General features: G+C 47.5%; 20 protein-coding genes and 1 riboswitch. Of the genes, 5 read left to right on the forward strand and 15 right to left on the reverse strand.

The genetic code is table 11. From position 1 onward, the window contains the following. Positions 1-40: 40 nt before the first annotated feature. The 5 genes from OCV59_RS01865 to OCV59_RS01885 all read right to left on the reverse strand — a co-directional run bounded on the left by OCV59_RS01865 (position 41) and on the right by OCV59_RS01885 (position 5,668). Positions 41-1,513, reverse strand: a complete 1,473-nt coding sequence (locus OCV59_RS01865) for a G5 domain-containing protein (RefSeq protein ID WP_147592630.1) — start codon at positions 1,511-1,513, stop codon at positions 41-43. A gap of 162 nt (positions 1,514-1,675) precedes the next feature. Next, complete coding sequence (locus OCV59_RS01870; RefSeq protein WP_147592631.1) at positions 1,676-2,569, reverse strand: DMT family transporter; 894 nt, start codon at positions 2,567-2,569, stop codon at positions 1,676-1,678. Positions 2,570-2,593: 24 nt separating this feature from the next. Beyond that, positions 2,594-4,018, reverse strand: coding sequence for a dipeptidase PepV (gene pepV, locus OCV59_RS01875; protein ID WP_147592632.1), 1,425 nt, complete (start codon positions 4,016-4,018; stop codon positions 2,594-2,596). A gap of 4 nt (positions 4,019-4,022) precedes the next feature. Continuing rightward, positions 4,023-4,247, reverse strand: coding sequence for a NifU family protein (locus tag OCV59_RS01880; RefSeq protein WP_147592633.1), 225 nt, complete (start codon positions 4,245-4,247; stop codon positions 4,023-4,025). Between the two features lie 218 nt (positions 4,248-4,465). Next, positions 4,466-5,668 carry an ABC transporter substrate-binding protein gene (locus OCV59_RS01885; protein ID WP_147592634.1) on the reverse strand — a complete coding sequence of 401 codons (1,203 nt, stop codon included), beginning with the start codon at positions 5,666-5,668 and terminating at the stop codon, positions 4,466-4,468. A 283-nt stretch (positions 5,669-5,951) separates the two neighbouring features. On the opposite strand from OCV59_RS01885, the gene OCV59_RS01890 reads away from it, so the two are divergent. After that, on the forward strand, positions 5,952-6,497 hold the full coding sequence (locus OCV59_RS01890; protein ID WP_147592943.1) for an NADH peroxidase: 546 nt from the start codon (positions 5,952-5,954) through the stop codon (positions 6,495-6,497). 856 nt (positions 6,498-7,353) lie between these two features. After that, positions 7,354-8,274 (forward strand): YitT family protein, encoded by a 921-nt coding sequence (locus OCV59_RS01895; RefSeq protein WP_147592635.1) that lies wholly within the window; start codon positions 7,354-7,356, stop codon positions 8,272-8,274. A gap of 245 nt (positions 8,275-8,519) precedes the next feature. Here OCV59_RS01895 and OCV59_RS01900 read toward each other — a convergent pair whose 3' ends face one another. The 3 genes from OCV59_RS01900 to OCV59_RS01910 form a co-directional block, all read right to left on the reverse strand. Beyond that, positions 8,520-9,242 carry an amino acid ABC transporter ATP-binding protein gene (locus OCV59_RS01900; RefSeq protein WP_147592636.1) on the reverse strand — a complete coding sequence of 241 codons (723 nt, stop codon included), beginning with the start codon at positions 9,240-9,242 and terminating at the stop codon, positions 8,520-8,522. After that, positions 9,229-9,903: an amino acid ABC transporter permease gene (locus OCV59_RS01905; RefSeq protein ID WP_147592637.1), complete on the reverse strand. Its 675-nt coding sequence runs from the start codon at positions 9,901-9,903 to the stop codon at positions 9,229-9,231. Before OCV59_RS01905 ends, OCV59_RS01900 begins: the two co-directional genes overlap by 14 nt. Before the next feature lie 101 nt (positions 9,904-10,004). Next, positions 10,005-10,781 (reverse strand): basic amino acid ABC transporter substrate-binding protein, encoded by a 777-nt coding sequence (locus tag OCV59_RS01910; protein WP_147592638.1) that lies wholly within the window; start codon positions 10,779-10,781, stop codon positions 10,005-10,007. 331 nt (positions 10,782-11,112) lie between these two features. Here OCV59_RS01910 and OCV59_RS01915 point away from each other — a divergent pair, with 331 nt between their 5' ends. From OCV59_RS01915 to OCV59_RS01925, 3 genes are all read left to right on the forward strand, one after another. Beyond that, entirely contained in the window at positions 11,113-11,349 is a 237-nt protein-coding gene (locus OCV59_RS01915; RefSeq protein ID WP_147592639.1) for a hypothetical protein, read from the forward strand. After that, positions 11,350-12,852: a sodium:solute symporter family protein gene (locus tag OCV59_RS01920; RefSeq protein WP_147592640.1), complete on the forward strand. Its 1,503-nt coding sequence runs from the start codon at positions 11,350-11,352 to the stop codon at positions 12,850-12,852. 169 nt (positions 12,853-13,021) lie between these two features. Further along, positions 13,022-14,650, forward strand: coding sequence for an amidohydrolase (locus OCV59_RS01925; RefSeq protein ID WP_147592641.1), 1,629 nt, complete (start codon positions 13,022-13,024; stop codon positions 14,648-14,650). 344 nt (positions 14,651-14,994) lie between these two features. On the opposite strand, the gene OCV59_RS01930 is transcribed toward OCV59_RS01925, so the two are convergent. From OCV59_RS01930 to rpmJ, 7 genes are all read right to left on the reverse strand, one after another. Next, positions 14,995-16,611, reverse strand: a complete 1,617-nt coding sequence (locus OCV59_RS01930) for a Na+/H+ antiporter NhaC family protein (RefSeq protein WP_147592642.1) — start codon at positions 16,609-16,611, stop codon at positions 14,995-14,997. A gap of 176 nt (positions 16,612-16,787) precedes the next feature. Next, positions 16,788-16,962: riboswitch (Lysine riboswitch) on the reverse strand. A 21-nt stretch (positions 16,963-16,983) separates the two neighbouring features. Next, complete coding sequence (gene rplQ, locus OCV59_RS01935; protein ID WP_147592643.1) at positions 16,984-17,325, reverse strand: 50S ribosomal protein L17; 342 nt, start codon at positions 17,323-17,325, stop codon at positions 16,984-16,986. 27 nt (positions 17,326-17,352) lie between these two features. After that, positions 17,353-18,300, reverse strand: coding sequence for a DNA-directed RNA polymerase subunit alpha (locus OCV59_RS01940; RefSeq protein WP_147592644.1), 948 nt, complete (start codon positions 18,298-18,300; stop codon positions 17,353-17,355). Between the two features lie 47 nt (positions 18,301-18,347). After that, positions 18,348-18,935 carry a 30S ribosomal protein S4 gene (gene rpsD / locus OCV59_RS01945; RefSeq protein ID WP_147592645.1) on the reverse strand — a complete coding sequence of 196 codons (588 nt, stop codon included), beginning with the start codon at positions 18,933-18,935 and terminating at the stop codon, positions 18,348-18,350. A 19-nt stretch (positions 18,936-18,954) separates the two neighbouring features. Next, positions 18,955-19,353 (reverse strand): 30S ribosomal protein S11, encoded by a 399-nt coding sequence (rpsK, locus tag OCV59_RS01950; protein ID WP_147592646.1) that lies wholly within the window; start codon positions 19,351-19,353, stop codon positions 18,955-18,957. A gap of 15 nt (positions 19,354-19,368) precedes the next feature. Further along, positions 19,369-19,737 carry a 30S ribosomal protein S13 gene (rpsM, locus tag OCV59_RS01955; RefSeq protein WP_147592647.1) on the reverse strand — a complete coding sequence of 123 codons (369 nt, stop codon included), beginning with the start codon at positions 19,735-19,737 and terminating at the stop codon, positions 19,369-19,371. A 291-nt stretch (positions 19,738-20,028) separates the two neighbouring features. Then, complete coding sequence (gene rpmJ, locus OCV59_RS01960; protein WP_147592648.1) at positions 20,029-20,142, reverse strand: 50S ribosomal protein L36; 114 nt, start codon at positions 20,140-20,142, stop codon at positions 20,029-20,031. Positions 20,143-20,231 lie beyond the last annotated feature (89 nt).

Raw genomic sequence — 20,231 nt, forward strand, 5'->3', positions numbered from 1 at the left:
TTTATCTTTATTCAGCTTCGCCGTGTGCTTACGGCAGGCGCTATTTGATATATATGGTCACGTACCTTGCGCCCCAGCTTATGCACTCCGTATTCGTGTCCATATAGATGTCGATCGTGTTGCCCACGATATTGCCGCCCGTGTCCTCCGCACGTCTCGCGCCGACACCCTCTATGTACACTTCCGATCCGAGCGGGATAACGCTTGGATCCACTGCGATCTCACCGACTCTTGCCCTCGTGCCCATCGCAGTCGTGCCGCCGCCGGTATACGCGTACGCCTTTACAACGAGCTTGCGGCTGTACGACTGACCGTCAAAATTTATCCTCGTTCCGTTTGCGACCACCTTGTCGACAGCTGCCGTGAGTGTCTCCCTGGAGATCTCCGAACGCGACGATTCGACACCGTCCACATACGTCACCTTGTATGTGACCTTCGCCTTGCCTTCCACGCCTTCGGTCACGACCTTGGTCGTCCCTTCATCCAGCGAAGAATCGTCCTTCGTCACAGTCTTGAACTCGATCTTTTCTTCCTTGGTTTCTTCCTTGATCTTCACACGCTTTATGACGATCTTCATATTTTTCGTCAAGAGCTCATCCAGCCCCGGCTCCACGATATCATTCTTGCCGACTTTTACATTCTTGTCCTTTAACGCCTCGCTGACCGTATTCGCCAGAGTCCTGTATTTTCTGGTCTTGCCGTCAGCAGTGATCTTAAAATCCGTGGCATGATCTATCTTGATCTTCATGCCGTCGCTGATATACGCCGTGAGCGGCTGTGAAACGTAATCTCCTTCGCTGAATTCGATATCGTTTTCCTCAAGGAACCCTTCCACCGTATGCGCCTTGCTCTCAAACTCGAATTTTTCTCCGTTTATCACAGCCGTGACCTCCCTCGGAACAAGGTTGTTGTAAATCAACATCACCGCTGCAAGTATCACGAACGCAGCCGCTATAGCACCGAGCGATATGTATTTTTTGTATGACGGTTCTTCTGTAAAGGCTGCAGCTTCGGGTGCTTCAGGTTCTATGAGCACGTCCGGATCTGCCGGTGCTTCAGGCAGTGGGGTTTCTTCAGCCGAAGTATCTGCGGAGAGCTCGGCGCTCTCAGCGACTTCGGGAGACTCTGCTGTTTCAGCGGTTGCCGCTGCCGCGGCTTCAGCCTGCTCGCCTGCAGGCTCGCAGGTTTCATCACCAGGCTTCTCCTGTTGGTCCGGCGTCTCTGCCGCCGTGACTTCTTCCGGTCCGGCTTCAGCCGCATCCCGTGATGGTTCGACCTGTTCTGCGTCGTCAGACGCTTCAACGACCCCGGCATTTACTGCTGGCTCTTCGCTGCTGTCCTGTACTGACATATCCGATATCCCGGCTGCGTCGTTCTTCTCCTCTTTGAGACTCATTTCCTGCCGCTCTTCTCTGGCATCTTCGAATATCTCATCGATATCGAGCCTCTCATTGGTCTGTACATGTATGTCTTTTTCATCTTTCTCAAAGACATCTTTGATTTTTATCTTCATCTATTCTCTCCAATTCAGGGGTATCATTGATATGATATCAAAATAAGCGAGTTTGTCAAGTTGCTCAGCAAACCAGTACACCTGGCATCCAAGCACGCTGCGCCTTTGCAGAAAACCCCTACTATCCTCGCTGTTACCCCTGATGGTCTCACTGTATTCCGTTTAGCTCTCTGCCTTCTTTCGCATCAGCACGCTCTTCAGATCCGTCTGGATCAGCACGCCGCCCACTATGAACACCAGTCCCAGCAGCGAGAGTGCGGTGATGTGTTCATCCAGGAGCAGTCTGCCGAAAATCAGACTTATGAACGGGCACAGATATGCCATGACAGATATGCTGGCGGTCTCTCCGCTGTTCATCGCTATCCCCCACAGCACATAAGCTATCGCATTTACAAAAATGCCGACCCATAGCAGTCCAGCAAGTATCGTCAGATCTATGTGCGGGAAGCCTGACGTCGCCGCGCAGGTCACCCCTGACATCAGTGCAGTCACAGCAAATGCGACATTGAGAACGATCCACTGATCGTAATCATATTTCTTGTTCAGCGCTGAATAAAGTCCGTAGCACACCGCCGCCGCAAAACAGCACAGCATGCCGACGGCACTGCCCTTTGCCGAAAGAGAAAACAATCCCTGCAGGCATATCAGGAGCATGCCCGCAAAAGAGATGCACATCGCCGAGGTTTTGCGCACCGTGAGCTTTTCCTTGAGGATAAAGCAGGAAAACAGCACTATCATGATAGGCCACATGTAATTTATTATCGCTGCGATCTGCGAAGTGAGATAACTGATGCCCGCATAATAAAGCATCGTATAGCAACCCAGCCCCAGAAATCCCAGACCGGTGATGCGGGCGTAGTCCTTTAACGAATATTTAGTATAGGACTTCAGGCCGCCTCTGACCAGATTTATCACAAACAGCGTCAGCGCAGCTATCAGCGACACATAAAAAGTTGTAGAAAGCGCATCCAGCTGACTTATTATCAGTTTTGATACGGCAGGCAGTGTGCTCCATAAAATAACAGTGACCCCTGCCATCAAAAATTCTTTTTTCATTATCCGGATACCTCCGCCTGATTTCTATTCCATCTCCGACAGCGCCCAGACCGCTTCCGCATAGATCTGCGCCATCTTTACAAGGTCGTCTTCTGATATTTTTTCATTTTTCTGGTGTGCCAGCTCCGGTCTTTCCGGGAACCTGGCTCCGAACGCGATGATGTTGTCCATCGCGCGCGCATACGTGCCGCCGCCTATAACGACCGACTCGCAGCTCTCGTCGCCCGTATGTTTTCTGTAAATGTCCATCAGCTTCGTTATCAGCGGTGAATCAGCCGGCATATATATCGGCTCCTGATGCTGGCCTTTGACTATCCCCAGATCGTAGCTGTCAAGCACTGTCATCAGTCCGCTGTAGACTTCTTCAGCGTCCATCGTGACAGGATACCTGATGTTGATCGTCAGCTGTACCGTTTTCCTGTCGAGTGCGATCATACCTACATTGAAGATCAGTCTGCCCGACTGGCTGTCCTCAAATGCGCATCCGGCTCTTTCTCCATGCAGGTCATAGCCGATATGCTCATTGTAGAATTTCACGAAATCATTTGTGCTCTCGTTTGCAAAATTGAGTCTCCCCAGGAATTCCATCATGATCGAAATGGCGTTGACGCCCTGATCCGGATCGGCTCCGTGCGCAGACACTCCGTGAGTGGTTATCTCCAGGCTCTTTCCGATGCCTCGGCACTTTATCCTGCATCCTTTTTCTTCACGGAAAGCTGCCAGCTGCTGTTTTATCTTATCGTATCCGGCACCTGTGCTGTCGTGCAGCACCGCTCTTGCAAGATCTGCCACGGAATTCGCCGCCGTGCCGCCTTTAATGGAACTGAGCTCGAGGCCCTTGCTCCCCGGCGGATCGAATTTCCTGACGATATCAAAAATCAGGATGCCCATTTCTCCGTTTATTGCAGGAAAATCAGCATCCGGTGTGAATCCGAAGTCCGGCAGTCTGTCGACATGCTTCAGATAATAGTCCATGCCGTGCCAGTTAGTCTCTTCGTCGAGTCCCAGGATCAGCCTTATAGTCTTTTTCGGTGTATAGCCGCACTCCTTCAGCGCTTTCATCGCATAAAAAGATGCGATCACAGGTCCTTTGTCGTCTGTAGAACCTCTCCCGCATACATACCCGTCTATAAGCTCGCCACCGTAAGGATCGAAGTCCCATCCGTCGCCTTCAGGAACGACGTCCAGGTGACCTATCACAGCCACGATCCCTTCTTCTGTTCCCCTGAAGTCTATGTGCCCGCCATAGTTGTCCGCATTGAATGTCGAAAAGCCTTCTTTCGCGGCAAGCTCCATCATATATTCATATGCCTTCTGGACATTTTCGCCAAAAGGGGTCTCTCCCGTGCCTTCCAGCGCTACACTTGGCACAGAAATAAGATCAGACAGAGATGATATCATCTCTGCCCTGTTCTCACTGATTTTAATTATTGCATCATCTATCAGCATCGCCTTACATTACCGCCTCGACGCCTGCTACTTCCGGATAGCTTTCCTTCAGGATCTTTTCCACTACGCCTTTGATTGTCATCTGTGCACCTGGGCATCCTGCGCAGTGTCCCTGAAGTCTTACTCTTACGATATTGTCATCTGTGTACTCCACAAATTCTATATCTCCGCCGTCTCTCTGCAGAAAAGGTCTTATCTGATCTAATGCGTCTTTGATCTTCTGTTCCATGATTGTTCTCCTTTTATTTTATATTTATTATTTTCAGTAATTCATATTTATATGAATACATTGATGTCTGCCTGTTATGTTTTTACCGTCAGGCAAGCCAGTTTCCCTGACGTGTTTTCATTCTGCATTTCCTGATGCGCCGACCTGTTCCCTGATGTTCAGGTCAGCGGCCCGGGCCGCCAATCGCCAGCCGTCAGAATGCTGCCGTCTATCGGCTGTCAGCCGAGCGGATCGAGTGTATAGAGCGTCTCTATCTTACTTCCGTTTTTCCAGGTGCTGATGTACGCCGTCTTTATCGGATCGCCGGTCGCATTGAATGTGATCGTTCCCGACGCGCCTTGGAAACCGCTCTGGGTCTTCAGCACGTCTCTGATCTCTTTGCTCGTCGCGTTATCATCCGCATCATCTATCGCTTTCAGCGCTATGATATACGCATCATAGCCAAGCGCCACCGAATCCTCGGGAACGCTCTCATTGCCGTATTTCTTATGATATGCTTTGAGGAATTTTTCCGCCTCTTTGCTCGTCGTTTCTTCTGCCGCATAGAAATTCACAAATGCCGTATTGGCCTCTGTAGCCTTGCCGTTCGTCAGTTTCCTGAATTCATTCTCCGCCCATTCCTTGTCGCCGAGGAACACCACATCCAGCCCCATGCTGTCTGCCTGCTTTATAATATTAGCGGCATCCGTCACATCGCCCGGAAGCAGCACGCTCTTTACTCCTGCCTTCTTTACAGCTTTGAGCTGCTTTGTAAAGTCCGTCGCTCCATGCTTGTATTCTTCATAAACGGTTATCGCGTCCTCGTTGTCGGTCTCGGCTTTTATTCTCGATGTAAACGCTGTCGCCATAGCCATTGCAGCGTCATCCTCCGCCGGAAGAAGAACACCGGCAGTCGTTTCCTTTTTCTCCTCGAGCACATATCTCGCGAGAAGGTCGCCCTGGTTGGAATCGACATAGCATACCCTGAAATAGTAGCCGTTGTTGCTCGTCACCAGCGGATTCGTATTCGTTATGGCAATCGCAGGGATCTTGGCATCCTTTACATAATCACCGGCAACCATCGAATATACGCTGCCGTAGCTTCCCAGTATCACCGAAGGATTTTTAAGGATCAGCTCTTTTATCGCAGTCTCCGCTGCATGTATATCCGAAGCATTGTCGGCATATACGAGCTCAACGAACTTGCCGTTTACCGTAGGGTACATCTCATGTGCCAGTTCGATGCCTTCTATCTCGAGTTCACCGTTTGCCTTGTCTGCCCCGCTTGTAGGTTCATATATTCCTATGCGCACTACAGCCTTGGTGTCATCATTCTTATCGATAAATGTAGCTTTGAAATTGTCAAACGTAGCGCACCCTGCAAAAAGAGCTGCAATAAGTATCATTATAATAGTAAGAGTTATCGCCTTGTATATTTTCACGGTATTCACCTTTCTGTATCTGCTGTCGCGGCGCTGAAGCCGCACTGTTTTTGTCGTTATTTCGAATATGTTAATTATAACATGCTGCTGCCTGTCAGGTAAAGTGTAAAGATAGTGTAGTTTTAAATCATTGAAATTTCAACGGTTTGCTGTTTTATTGATAAAAATTGCAATTATTTTTCAAAAAGGTATTGCAATCTTTACTAAAACAGTATATTATACAGGCATAACAAAGATAACAAAACATCAAATACACGATCTGATTAATCAAAAGGAGGAAATTATTATGAAATGGACTTGTTCAGTATGCGGATACACTCACGAAGGACCTAACCCACCGGAAAAATGTCCACAGTGCGGAGTTCCTGCAGATAAATTCGTTGAAGTAAAAGAAGGCGCTATCGAATTCGTTGATGAGCATGTAGTAGGCGTTGCAAAGGATATCGATCCTGAGATCATCCAGGGCCTCAGAGACAATTTCAACGGCGAATGTTCAGAAGTGGGAATGTACCTTGCTATGGCAAGAGTTGCTCACAGAGAAGGATATCCTGAGATCGGCCTCTACTGGGAAAAGGCAGCATGGGAAGAAGCTGAGCACGCTGCAAAATTCGCAGAGCTTCTCGGCGAAGTAGTTACAGACTCAACTAAGAAGAACCTCGAAATGAGAGTAGAAGCTGAAGCAGGAGCATGTGCAGGCAAGAAAGCGCTGGCTTCACTGGCTAAACAGCAGAATCTCGACGCTATCCACGACACAGTACACGAAATGGCGAAGGACGAAGCAAGACACGGCAAGGCATTCCAGGGCCTGCTCGAAAGATACTTCGGCTAAACCACAAACATACAAAACCATTGAAAATCCAATATATTTAAACAACAGGAGAGCGGTTCCGGAAGGAGTCGCTTTCTTGTTTGCCGGATCGATCCAGCTCTTGTTTGAAAGGTCTATTCATCTCCGGCGATAAGAACTTCATTTATAACAGAGAAGCCGGCTGTCATCAGCCAGTCTCTGCAGCAGAGTGAAGAGTCTCGCGCTCTGATACGATCACCGGCGAGAAATCATAAAACCACCGGCTGATATTTTCGGCACTTTGTGTATTATTGCCACCATTCTGTTCCCATCTACACATCGCCGCTTAAAATTGTGTAGAGCCAGCGCTCGCCAAAAAAAAATTACACAAGGTTTTCAGCAAAAAAGCGAAAACCGGGCTGTTTTGCACTAAAAGTTCGACATTTTTACAATTTTATCCAATTTTTTGTGTATCAAAAAATTTATTTTTCGAAAAATGCACAAATCTGAGATCCGATGTGTATTTGATTTCGGATTTCTGAAATCCTGCACAATATCAGCATATCAGCGCCATAAGAGTTCTGCCGTGCAGCACGTTTGCGCTTTGCATCGAAAAAAAGCGTCGCAGGTCCATTATGCCAACCAGCAAATCTGTCCATACAGGCACCGCACGTCCGCCACCGATCCGTCGTACAACGCCACCGATCCTCAACACAACTTCATGGATCCCTCCCGCAATTTTCACTTCATGCCCGGCGGTTCTTGTGATATACTGTCTATGTTCATCGGTCTCGGGATCGATCACTGTTCATCGGTCTCAGGGCTAATCACTGTCAATCGGTTTCAGAATCGGTCGGCTTTCACATATGATTCAGCAATACTGCGCAGGAGGCATACAATGCATTCAGATCATGCAAAGAAGTCAAAGGATATCAGTAAAACCAGTGGCAAGGCGCTTTCAGAATTCAGCTTTAAACGTGAATTGAAAATTCTGGCCTTCGGGCTTGTGGGATCGCTTATCATGGCCATAAACATCAAGAGCTTCGTACACACAGGCGGCCTTTATCCCGGCGGATTCAACGGAGTGACGCTCCTGATACAGACAATATGTCAGCGATTCTTCGGAATATCACTGCCGTTTTCGCCTATCAGTCTGATCCTCAATGCCATACCTGCGATATTCAGCTTTAGATTTATCGGCAAGAGATTCACGATAAACACCGCACTCATAATCGTTGCGACTAGTATATTCACAGATATCGTCCCGGCAATACCGATCACTCAGGATATCCTGCTGATCAGCGTATTCGGAGGGCTGATCAACGGAGCTGCTATCAGCCTCTGTCTGATCGGCGGCACTTCTACAGGCGGCACGGATTTCATAGCCGTATATTTTCTTGAGAAAAGAAATAATGATGTCTGGAATTACATACTGATGGGTAATGCTGCGGTGCTCATCATTGCCGGTCTTCTTTTCGGCTGGGACAAAGCGCTTTATTCTATCATCTTCCAGTTCACCTCGACCGAGACGATACGCCTGCTCTATCAGGCACACAACAAGGTAACGCTTTTCATTGTCACAGATTTCCCGAAAGAACTGTACCAGGCGATACTCGACGCCACACATCACAGTGTGACCGAGATACCTGCAACCGGAATGTATTCGCATGAAGATCGCGCCATGCTGTACTGTGTCGTTTCCAGCACAGAGGCGAAGATCGTTACTGAACGCGTACTTGCAAAAGACCCGAAGGCATTCATCAATGTAGTAAAAACTGAAATGTTCATGGGGCGGTTTCATATGCCTGACAGATACTGATCGCCGATCATTATGCAAAGGCGCAGTCATTCGGCAATGCCAGTGATCGACTCGCAGGCAAGGGCTCCATATCTGCGATCACACACATAGATTTCAAACATCGAAATGCGCTCGGCGAATGGGTGATTTCTGCACCGGAATACAAAAACGCTGTCTCGCAGCGCCTTGATGAGGGCGATGCGATACAGCGTTTTTTCATTGCATATGAAACAAAATTCCGATGTTCCATGCACATCATATTTTATTTAGAGAACCTTGCTCAGGAAGTTTTTCGTTCTTTCGTTTTTAGGAGCTCCGAACAGTTCTTCCGGAGTACCCTGCTCCATCACGACTCCCTGATCTATGAAAAGCACCCGGTCTGCGACCTCACGTGCGAAGCCCATCTCATGAGTAACAATCACCATCGTCATACCTTCTTCAGCAAGCCTTTTCATAACATTGAGTACTTCGCCGACCATTTCGGGATCGAGCGCAGACGTCGGTTCGTCAAACAGCATCACTTCAGGCTCCATCGCCAGTGCTCTCGCTATCGCGACTCTCTGCTTCTGGCCGCCTGACAACGACGCCGGAAAAGATGCAGCCTTATCTGAAAGACCAACTGTTTCAAGGATCTTCAGAGCACTTTCCTCTGCCTCAGCCCTGTTCTTTCCTTTTACCTTTACAGGCGCTAAAGTAACATTGTCGAGCACTGTCATATGCGGGAACAGATTGAAATTCTGGAACACCATTCCGAGTCTTTCTCTGATCTTGTCTATATCGACTCCAGGAGCATTGATCCTTTCACCATCGAGATAGACCTCACCGCCTGTAGGCTCCTCAAGAAGATTGAGGCACCTTAAAAAGGTACTCTTTCCGGAACCCGACGGACCTATGACACAGACAACTTCCTGCTCTTCTATTTTTTCACTTATACCCCGGAGGACATCCAGCTTTCCGAAAGATTTTTTCAGATCTTTAACTTCTATCACTCTGAGCCATCCTCCTTTCTATATACGCAACCAGTCTGGACAGCGTAAGAGTCATCACGAGATAAACTATAGCAACACCTATATATGCCTGGAACGACAGGAACGAAGATGAAGCCCACAGCGTACCGCGCCTTGTGATCTCGACAATACCTGCTACGGAAAGTATCGACGTCTCCTTGATGAGAGTAACGAATTCGTTTCCGAGCGCAGGAACGATGATCTTGAATGCCTGCGGAACTATTATGTATCTCATGGTCTGTCCGCTGCTGAGTCCAAGTGACCTTGCAGCTTCCGTCTGCCCTTTGTCTATTGCCTGAAGACCGCTTCGTATTATCTCTGCCATATATGCAGAGCTGTTGATGCCGCATGCGATAAATCCGACTATTATCATGTGTTCCCAGTTGAACTGGAGACCAAATGCGGATTTGAGAAGCTGAGGGACACCATATGCCAGTATCAGCACCTGAACCAGCAGAGGAGTTCCTCTGAGTATGTCCACATATACCGTAGCGATCGCTCTGAGTATCTTGTATTTTGATCGTTTGGCTATAGCAACAAAAAGACCTATGATCATGCCCCCGGTAACCGCAACGAGTGAGATTATCAGCGTAACAGGGATACCTCTTGATGCTACAACTATACCTTGTAAATATTCCGCCAAACCGCTTCCTCCTTAAAAGCCAAAAAGCCGACCTCCGGCTGCAGATACAGCCAGAGGTCAACCAATTATCTGCTTTATTATTCTAAAACCTACAGTTCTGACTATTTATTGAACCATTCATCAACCAGCTTGTCGAATGTTCCGTCTTCCTTGATGTTCTTGAGACCGTCGTTGATCTTCTTGAGAAGCTCATCGTTGCCCTTCTGAACTGCGAATCCGTAGCTTTCTGCATTGAGAGCATCGCCTACCATCTTGATCTTGTCAGGCTGCTTCTTCATGTAAGCTTCTGTTACAGGCTTGTCATTGATAACTGCAGAAACGTCTCCGTTGATCAGCTGCATCATTACTGTATCAAGACCGTCCAGGATAACTGCTTCCTTGATCTTGCCCTCTTCCTTCAGTTCCTTTACCTTCTCTGCACCTGTAGTTCCTGTCTGTGCAGCAACCTTCATATCAGGAGTCAGATCATCGATGCTCGTTATCGAATCATTGTCAACTGTAACTGCCACGAAAAGCTGTGAATCATAGTATGAATCACTGAAATCTACTTCTTTCTGTCTTTCAGGGTCATCCTTGTTCATTCCTGCCGCTACGATATCTATGTTTCCTGCCTTGAGTGCAGGGATAAGTCCGTCAAATGACAGATTCTCGAATTTAACTTCGAATCCCTGATCTTCACCGATAGCCTTGATCAGATCCATGTCAAGACCTACGATGTTCTGATTGTCATCTGTAGTGTCAAACGGAGGGAATGTAGGTTCTGTTCCGACTTTGTACACTACGGTATCTCCGCTTCCGCTGTCATCGCTGCCGCCGCATGCCGACAGAGAGAAAACGAGAAGCATAGCCAATAAGACTGCTATTACACTTTTTTTCATTTTAGTTCTCCTTCTGCATATTTTTATTATTATGTGTGATTTCTTTTATAATTATACACACATTGGCAAGAATATTCAAGAAGTGAATCAAAATCATTTATATAAATTTGCAGCAGGCTTGAGGGCTGCTTGAATGAGCCTGAATGAAAGCTTTTACGACTGGTTTATGACTGTCTTTTACGGCTGCCGGCAGATACATACAGATATAGTTTTTTATTCTAAAGGCGAAATATCCTCTGCCATCGCTGTACATCACATATCAAAATGTTGTATAATCGTACTATAGTTATATGTTACACAGTTACTTGATTTACTTGCAAGGAGCCTAACAATGGAAAAAAAGAAAAAAATGAAAAACTGGGTGATGGTGAGGCCCAGGAAACCTAAGGAATGGGTAGTGCTGGTGCTCATGCTGGCTACCATCCTTCCCACGATCTCACCAATGGTCAACTTTTTCAACAAACCTGTGATAATACTGGGACTGCCGCTGCTGTTCTGGCTTGCCATAGGAGCACTCGTCGCAGTTATCATCGTTCTCAACATAGCATACAGATGGGGGGTCCACTAAATGTCAGTCATCACAGCATGGGGACCTTTCGTCATAACCATCCTTTACACTGTAGTCGCATGTATACTCGGCTACAACGCTAAAGGAAAGCTCGATATGGACAAGGTCGAAAACTGGTCTTCATCCGGAAACACTTTAGGCATAATCGTAATGATCTTTCTTACCGGTGCTGGAAATGTAAGCTCATATACATTCCTCGGAGCTCCGGGCTGGGGATACAGCAGAGGCGTGGCATGCCTTTACGTTGTCATTTACATGGCATTCATCGTTTATTCATGCTACCTGATGTCTCCGAGAGTCAACCGTCTGGCTGTAAAAAGCGGCTACAGGACGCAAGCCGAAGGCATCGGCGCCAGATTCGAATCTCCATTCCTCCGCATACTCTGCGGTATCGTCGGAGCTTTCGCAGTCATCGGCAACTCGCTGGTGCAGGTCATCGGATCCGGTAATATACTTTATGTAATGAGTCACGGAGCTATCCCGCTCTGGCTCGGAGAGCTGATCATAGTTTCGGCTATCGCGTTTTACGTTTATAAAAGCGGCCTGCGCGCTATCGGCTGGACGAACGTTCTTCAGGGCGTCCTGATGTTCTGTCTGTCGATACTGGTAGGACTGTTCGTGCTTTACACCGCAATGGGCAACTTCAGCATAGGCGACGCGTTCAGAACTCTGCAGGAGGTATCCCCTCAGCACCTGACACTTCCCGGTGCTATGGACAACTTCCCTCCTGTTTACTGGACGACTTCGATACTCATCAGTATCTTCTCGTTCTGGCCTCAGTTCTGGGTATGGGCTTCAGGTGCAAAGGACGAGGATACGGCAAGAAGACAGTACCTCTACGTGCCTGTTTTCTATTTCGTGATGATCCCTATGATGATCGTAGGTCTCGTATGTGTATTCGCATTCACTGAGTTCAACGGTGAATCCACCGACCAGGTGGCGCTGCAGTACTGTCTCGACAATCTTCCATGGTGGATCACAGGTCTGCTGGGCGCAGGTATACTCGCCGCATCACAGTCATCTGCAGAGCCTCAGTTCCATACGAGTACATTCACGCTGACGCACGACGTTATCGCACCCGCTGCCAAACTCACTCCGGAAAAAGAAGGAAAGCTCCAGAGGAAGCTTCTTCTCGTCGTGATATTCCTGATCGCTTACCCGCTTTCAGTCACGAATCCGGGCGAGCTCGTAAACATACTGCTGGTATGCTACGGATTCATCGGACAGCTGTTCCCGTGCATGCTCGGCGTACTGTGCTGGCCGCGTGCAACGAAAGCTGGCGCTATCGCAGGCCTGGCTTCAGGCGTGCTGGTCGTGGCACTGTTCAATATAGTATGGCCTAATCCGCTTTTCGTGCATGCAGGTATCTGGGGACTTCTCGTAAATCTGCCGGTGTTCATCATCGTAAGTCTGTTCACAAAGCCGGCTTCAGAGGAAACACTGCGCAAGTTCTTCCCTGACTACATCATGGATCAGCTTTACGAAGAGGTCGAAGAGGCATAAAAATGCAGATCATGGCATCCCGCCGGATCACATGATAAAAGCAACAATATCGAAAGTACCGCAGGAAATCACCTGCGCTAAAAAGCGAGCGGCTCGGCATCACTGCGGGCCGCTTTAAAACTAACAACTGACATATGATTTTCTGACTGGCAAAAGGAGGTATGATACCATGAACAAATCACTTTCAATGTATGCCGACATGATTTTCAAACACGGCGTCGTCGTGACTGTGGATAAGGAAAATTCCATATGCGAAGCCGTTGCTGTAAAGGGCAACAAGATCGTCTATGTCGGAGACGATGCAGGCGTCGAAATGTGGAAGGGCGAAAACACAAAGGTCATCGATCTTGACGGCCGCGCACTGCTTCCCGGATTCATCGATTCGCACATGCACCTGGGAATGACCGGACAGAACGCAGCCGTGATAATCGACTGCAACAGCAATGACGTGACGAGCATCAGGCAGATACAGGAAAAGATCCGCGAGGCCGCTGCAAAGACGCCAAAAGGCGCATGGATCAAAGCCACCGGATATGAGCAGAGCAAGCTCGCCGAGGGAAGACATCCGACCCGCGACGAACTCGATGAGGCAGCTCCCGACAATCCGGTACAGCTGACGAGATGCTGTCTGCACATGGGAGTCTACAACACACTTGCACTCGAAGCAGGTGGTATCACCGGACCTGAGATGTTTGCGCCGGGAGAGGTCGTAGTCGACGAAAACGGACGCATGACAGGCCTGCTCAAGGAGACCGCATGCACTTACATGTGGGACAAAGTCATTTACACGGAAGAAGAATTCATGAAATCCTTTAAAGCCGCAAACGACATACTTCTCAGCTACGGTGTGACAAGTATGCACGACGGCAGCTTTTACGGCGAGGAGACTATCGGTCTCTATCAGGAAGCGTGCCGCAGCAGGCTCATCAAGGTGAGAATGTACAACCTGCTCTATCATGCTTACGGCAAGAAGAAGACGATCGAATGGGTCAACCGTTTCATTTCGACAGGCATACACGGCGGTCTGGGTGACGATCATTTCAGGCTCGGACATGTCAAGATCCTGATCGACGGCAGCACCAGTGGACCTTCATGCGCAACTACAGAGCCTTACAGCCACGACCCGAACCTCAAGGGTATTCAGCTTTACACACAGGAGGAAGCCGATGATATCATCATAAAGGCTCACAATGCCGGCTTCAACGTTTCGGCACATGCTGTCGGCGACGCCGCCGTAAACGTGATACTGACGTCGATCGAGCGTGCGATGGCCCAGAACCCGCGTCCTTGCAGACACAGGATCGAGCACTGCGGCATAATCAACGAAGAACTCCTCGCCCGAATCAAAAAAGCCGGCATCGTGCCGATACCGAACCCCGGGTTCTTCAATGAAAATGCTGAGATCTACGTAAAGTATTACGGCGACAGAGTCAACTACATGTTCCCGCTGAAGTCGTATCTGGACAACGGCATCATCGCTGCTCTCGGTTCCGACTCGCCGGTCATCGAAGCTGATCCTATGATCGGTCTTTACGGGGCTATGACGCGCTCTGACAAGTGCAGCGGTACCGTTGCTGGTCAGGGCCAGTGCATCGGCATCATGGATGCGATCAGGATGTACACATACAATGGCGCCTATGCTTCTCTCGAGGAAGATATAAAGGGCAGCATCGAGCCGGGCAAGCTCGCTGATCTCGTCGTACTGTCCGAGAACATACTCGAAACTCCTGTCGAAAAGATCAAGTCGGTAAAGGCCGATATGACAGTTATCGATGGTGAGATCGTATATGAGCGATAAGCAGAATGTAATGGAAAATCGCACGCTACGGTTTTGCAGCAAATCTCAATGACCCATGTGTGTGCATATTTTGCACAACTGCCAAACAGCGCACACATGCAGGCTCTGCATCAAAATTCAAAACAATGCACACGTGCAGGCTTTGCACTAAAACTAAAACAACGCTCACGGGCAGGCTTTGTATAAAATGCCAGCGGGCATGCACGTGCATGATCTACAAAAAACAACGGAGATACCGTGAGGATCATTTCTGATCGGGTATCTCCGTTTTATTTTTATTGTTGTTCTTATCGATCGGTGAGATCATCGAAATCACTCGAAACAGATCGTTAAAAGCCGATACTTTATGCTTTTGCAGCTTCGCTCTTGAGCGGTTTCTGCGTTTTCTTGATGATAACGAGTACCGCGATCAGGATAACAAGTCCTACAGGGAGTGATATCCATGCGCTTCTTGTGAATCCTGCGATGATATATGTAACGAACGAAATAGCTGCAACAGTTATCGCGTAAGGCAGCTGCGTCGTAACGTGTGCAACGTGGTTACATCTTGCACCTGCACTTGACATGATAGTCGTATCTGAGATCGGTGAGCAGTGGTCTCCGCATACAGCGCCTGCCATACAAGCTGCGATCGAGATGATCATGAGCTGCGGGTCGCTTCCCTGGAATACTTCTACAACGATAGGAATCAGTATACCGAACGTACCCCATGATGTACCTGAAGCAAATGCCAGACCGCATCCGATAGCAAATATGATAGCCGGCAGCAGACTCATGAATGTTCCTGCCACTGATTCTGTAGCAGTCGATACGAATGTTGCAAGTCCAAGGCTGTCAGTCATTGCCTTGAGTGTCCATGCGAGCGTCAGGATAAGGATAGGTGCAACCATTGCCTTGAAGCCTTCAGGTATGCAGTCCATGCTTTCCTTGAATCCGAGCACGCCTCTTGCCACGTAAACGATCACGATGATGATCAGTGCAACGATACTTCCCAGAGAAAGTCCCACAGATGCGTCGGAGCCTGAGAATGATTCAACGAATCCCGTTCCGCTGAAGAATCCGCCTGTATATATCATACCTAATACACAGCAGATGATGAGTATTATGATAGGGAGCACCAGGTCGATGACCTTGCCTGCTCTTCTTCCCTCAGCCTTTTCTGCCGCCAGATCCTGAGTATCGTCAGCCTTTGATTCCTGGATCTTGTCAGCGTACTCTCTCATCTTTCCGTAGTCGAACTTCATTCCAACGATCAGGAACATCATCGCGATAGTGAGCAGTGCATAGAAATTGTACGGGATAGCCTGAATGAACAGCGTGAAACCGTTCTCGCCTTCAACGAATCCTGTTACTGCTGCAGCCCATGATGAGATAGGCGCGATGATGCATATCGGCGCTGCCGTAGCATCGATCAGGTATGCCAGCTTTGTCCTCGGTATGCCTTTTTCTTCTGCCAACGGCGACATTACGCTTCCTACTGTGAGGCAGTTGAAATAGTCGTCTACGAATATCAGTATGCCAAGGACGATAGTCGCAAACTGCACGCCTGCCTTTGTCTTGATGTGTTCGCTCGCCCATACTCCGAACGCTTTTGAACCTCCGGATTTGTTGAGCAGAGCTACTACTACTCCCAGTATTACCAGGAATACCAGTATTCCGACATTGTATGAATCAGCAAGCGATCCCACAATACCGTCGCTGATAACGTGTGTCAGCGTACCTTCGAAATTCCCTGCATACAGCGCGCCGCCTATAACGATACCGATAAACAGTGAACTGTATACTTCTTTTGTGATAAGTGCAAGCAGGATAGCTGCAACAGGCGGTACTATAGCCCATGCTGTAGCGTATAATGCCGGTTCCTCTGCTGCTTCTTCTGCAAATGCAAACAACGGACATGCTATTACCAACAGAGCAGTCAGCATTATTATGCGTGTCACTCTGCTTCTAAAATTACTCATTTTTTCCTCCAAATAAATGTAAATGCGATTTCCTTAATGTGATCTTGATTATGCTGTAAATCATTATGCTGCCTGGCCGCCCCGGCGTTTTTTCTTCGTGATCTTCCTGCTTAAAGAAAAAACCATGGACAGCGTGCAGCGCATCATCCATGGTATATAAAATTCATCTGGGAATTTCCATGGATAGCACTCCACTAATGTGACAGTCCGCCGCATGTTATACGGCGACCCAGGATCCATACCAGGGTATAAGGATCCTTCGGCGAGATCTCCTTTCCTCCGCGCATCGCCCCGACTCCCTTTGCCGGTCCGCTGCAGAGTACTGATAGATCCCGCGCCTCTATCCAGTCAATATTGATTTTTAACTGATTACTAAACTAATTCAAGGAATACCAGTTCAGCGTTGTCGCCTTTCCTTGGTCCTAACTTGAGAATCCTTGTGTAACCGCCCTGTCTGTCTTCGTACTTAGGTGCGATCTCATCAAATAATTTAGTTACAACAGATTCATCATATACATATGCAAGCACCTGTCTTCTTGCGTGAAGATCTCCGCGCTTTGCAAGTGTTATCATTTTTTCTGCCTGTCTTCTGGCTTCTTTAGCTCTAGTGTCAGTAGTTGTGATTCTGCCTTCTCTGAGAAGATCTGTAACCAGATTTCTCAGCATAGCTTTTCTATGAGCTGAAGATCTGCCTAATTTTCTATATCCTGGCATCACTGCATCCTCCTATGATTATTTTTACTATTCGTCACTCTGCCTGAGACTTAAATCTAACTCTTCAAGCTTGTGCTTAACTTCATCTAATGACTTTTTACCCAGGTTCCTTACCTTCATCATGTCTTCCTCACTTCTGTGAGTAAGTTCCTCAACAGTGTTTATCGCAGCTCTCTTGAGGCAGTTGAAAGAACGAACTGAAAGCTCAAGTTCCTCAATAGTCATCTCGAGTGCCTTTTCTTTCTGGTTTTCTTCCTTTTCAACCATGATTTCCATGTTCTCGGTCGAATCTGTAAGCTCTACAAACAGGTTCAGATGCTCCTGCATGATCTTAGCGCCTATAGATACTCCTTCGCTCGGAGTTATCGATCCGTCTGTCCAGATTTCAAGGATGAGCTTGTCATAGTCAGTTACCTGTCCTACTCTCGTATTCTGGACTGTAAAGTTTACTTTCCTTACAGGTGTGTATATCGAGTCTGTAGGGATAACTGATATCGGCGTGTTTTCATCCTTGTTCATATCCGCAGGAACATATCCTCTGCCCCTTGCAAGATTGATCTCCATGATCAGAGTAGCGTTCTCTTCGAGAGTTGCTATATGAAGATCCGGATTGAAGATCTCTACATCAGAATCTCCTAAGATATCTGCTGCAGTCACTTCTTTAGGGCCTATCGAGTTGATAAGCACTCTTTTTGTATTCTCTCCGTTGAGCTTTATCGCAAGCTTTTTAAGGTTTAGGATGATCTCTGTAACATCTTCCTTTACACCCGGGATCGTAGAAAACTCATGAAGGATACCGTCGATCTTTACAGATGTCACCGCAACACCGGGAAGCGAACTGAGAAGTATCCTTCTCAGGCTGTTTCCAAGGGTCGTGCCGTATCCTCTTTCAAGAGGCTCTACAACGAATTTTCCGTAATTGGCGTCTTCGTCTGAAAAAATACATTCGATTGTTGGTTTTTCGATTTCTATCACTCAAAACCCTCCTTTTCATTCCAAAACTGTAGCGATCAGTAAATGGACTATTTGGAATACAATTCGACGATTAAGTGCTCAGCGATCGGTGTATCGATTTGTTCTCTTGTAGGATCTGCTACTACTTTTCCTTCAAGCTTTTCTCTGTCAACAGTCAGCCACTCAGGGAGACCTACTGTCATGTCTTTTATCTCCTGGAATTTAGGTGAGCTTACGCTCTTTTCCTTTACCTTGATAACATCTCCAGGCTTAACCTGATATGAAGGAATGTTTACCTTTTTGCCGTTTACGAGGAAGTGGCTGTGTACAACCAGCTGTCTAGCTTCTCTTCTCGTAGTCGAAAGTCCCATTCTGTAAACTACGTTGTCTAATCTCTTTTCAAGCATGATCAAAAGGTTTTCACCAGTGATACCCTTTTTCTTTGCTGCTTTTTCAAATGTGTTGCGGAACTGCTTTTCCTGAACTCCATAGATGAACTTTGCTCTCTGCTTTTCACGAAGCTGTAAGCCGTATTCGCTCATCTTCTTCATGCTTCTCTGAGGAGCTCTCTTTGATTCCTTAAAAATACCTAAGTGGCTAGGATCGATCTGAAGGGATCTGCATCTCTTCAAAATAGGATCTCTGTTTACTGACATATTAGTTTCCTCCCTTCAATTAGACTCTTCTACGCTTAGGTGGTCTGCATCCGTTGTGTGGTATCGGTGTGATATCCTTGATCATAGTGATTTCAAGACCTGCAGTCTGAAGTGCTCTGATGGCAGCTTCTCTGCCGGATCCAGGACCCTTTACATAAACTTCAACTGTCTTAAGACCGTGCTCCATTGCACCCTTTGCAGCTTCTTCTGCAGCTGACTGTGCAGCAAACGGAGTTGACTTTCTTGATCCCTTAAAGCCCAGTGAGCCTGCACTTGACCATGAAAGGGCATTTCCTGCCATATCTGTCAGGGTTACTAATGTATTGTTAAAGGTAGCCTGAATATGTGCCTGGCCTTTTTCAACATTCTTACGTTCTTTTCTCTTTTTTCTAACTGCCTTCTTCACAGCTTTAGCCATATCGTTCTACCTCCTTTACTTCTTCTTTCTTCCTACAGTCTTCTTAGGACCTTTTCTGGTTCTGGCGTTTGTCTTAGTCTTCTGTCCTCTTACTGGAAGACCTCTTCTGTGTCTGATTCCTCTGTAGCATCCGATTTCCATCAGTCTCTTGATGTTCATGTTGACATCTCTTCTGAGGTCACCTTCTACCATGTAGTCTGATTCGATGACCTTTCTGATTTTACCGGCTTCTTCCTCTGTGAGATCCTTGACTCTTGTGTCAGGATTGATTCCGGTCTTCTCTAAAATCTTTCTTGAAGTAGTCCAGCCTATACCATAGATATAAGTGAGACCAGCTTCGATTCTTTTTTCATTTGGTAAGTCTACACCGGCTATACGAGCCATATTTTCCTCCTATTCCCATCTTCCGTCACGTATCCACGCCATTACCAATACTGGTGGGTCGTAATATAAACGGGATGTTCTTTGTGTTATATCGATTTATATGCTTCGGGTATCATTCCGTCAGCAATATAACCATAATAATTAGTCAGCTGCCCTGCCCTTTTTACCGGACCGGCCGGCTGAAATGATTTGTGTGAAATATTTTGTGAAGATGACCTCCACAGCTTCGAGCAGACGATGCGTCTGCCTGCGAGAAGCGAGGACAGTCACCGGAACAAAACATTTTCAGCTTTAGCCCTGTCTCTGCTTGTGTTTAGGATTTTCGCAGATAACCATAACTTTTCCTTTTCTTTTGATTACCTTGCACTTTTCGCAGATAGGCTTTACGGAAGCTCTGACTTTCATTTTAATCCTCCTTTATGATCTGCTTAAATCTTGAAACCTGCTCTCGAAATCATGATTTCTGGCGAGGTCTCATGCAGCGCTTTCCCGGA

Origin of the sequence: Brotomerdimonas butyrica, assembly GCF_025567305.1 — a bacterium.
Classification (GTDB): Bacteria; Bacillota; Clostridia; order Peptostreptococcales; family Anaerovoracaceae; genus Lentihominibacter; species Lentihominibacter butyricus.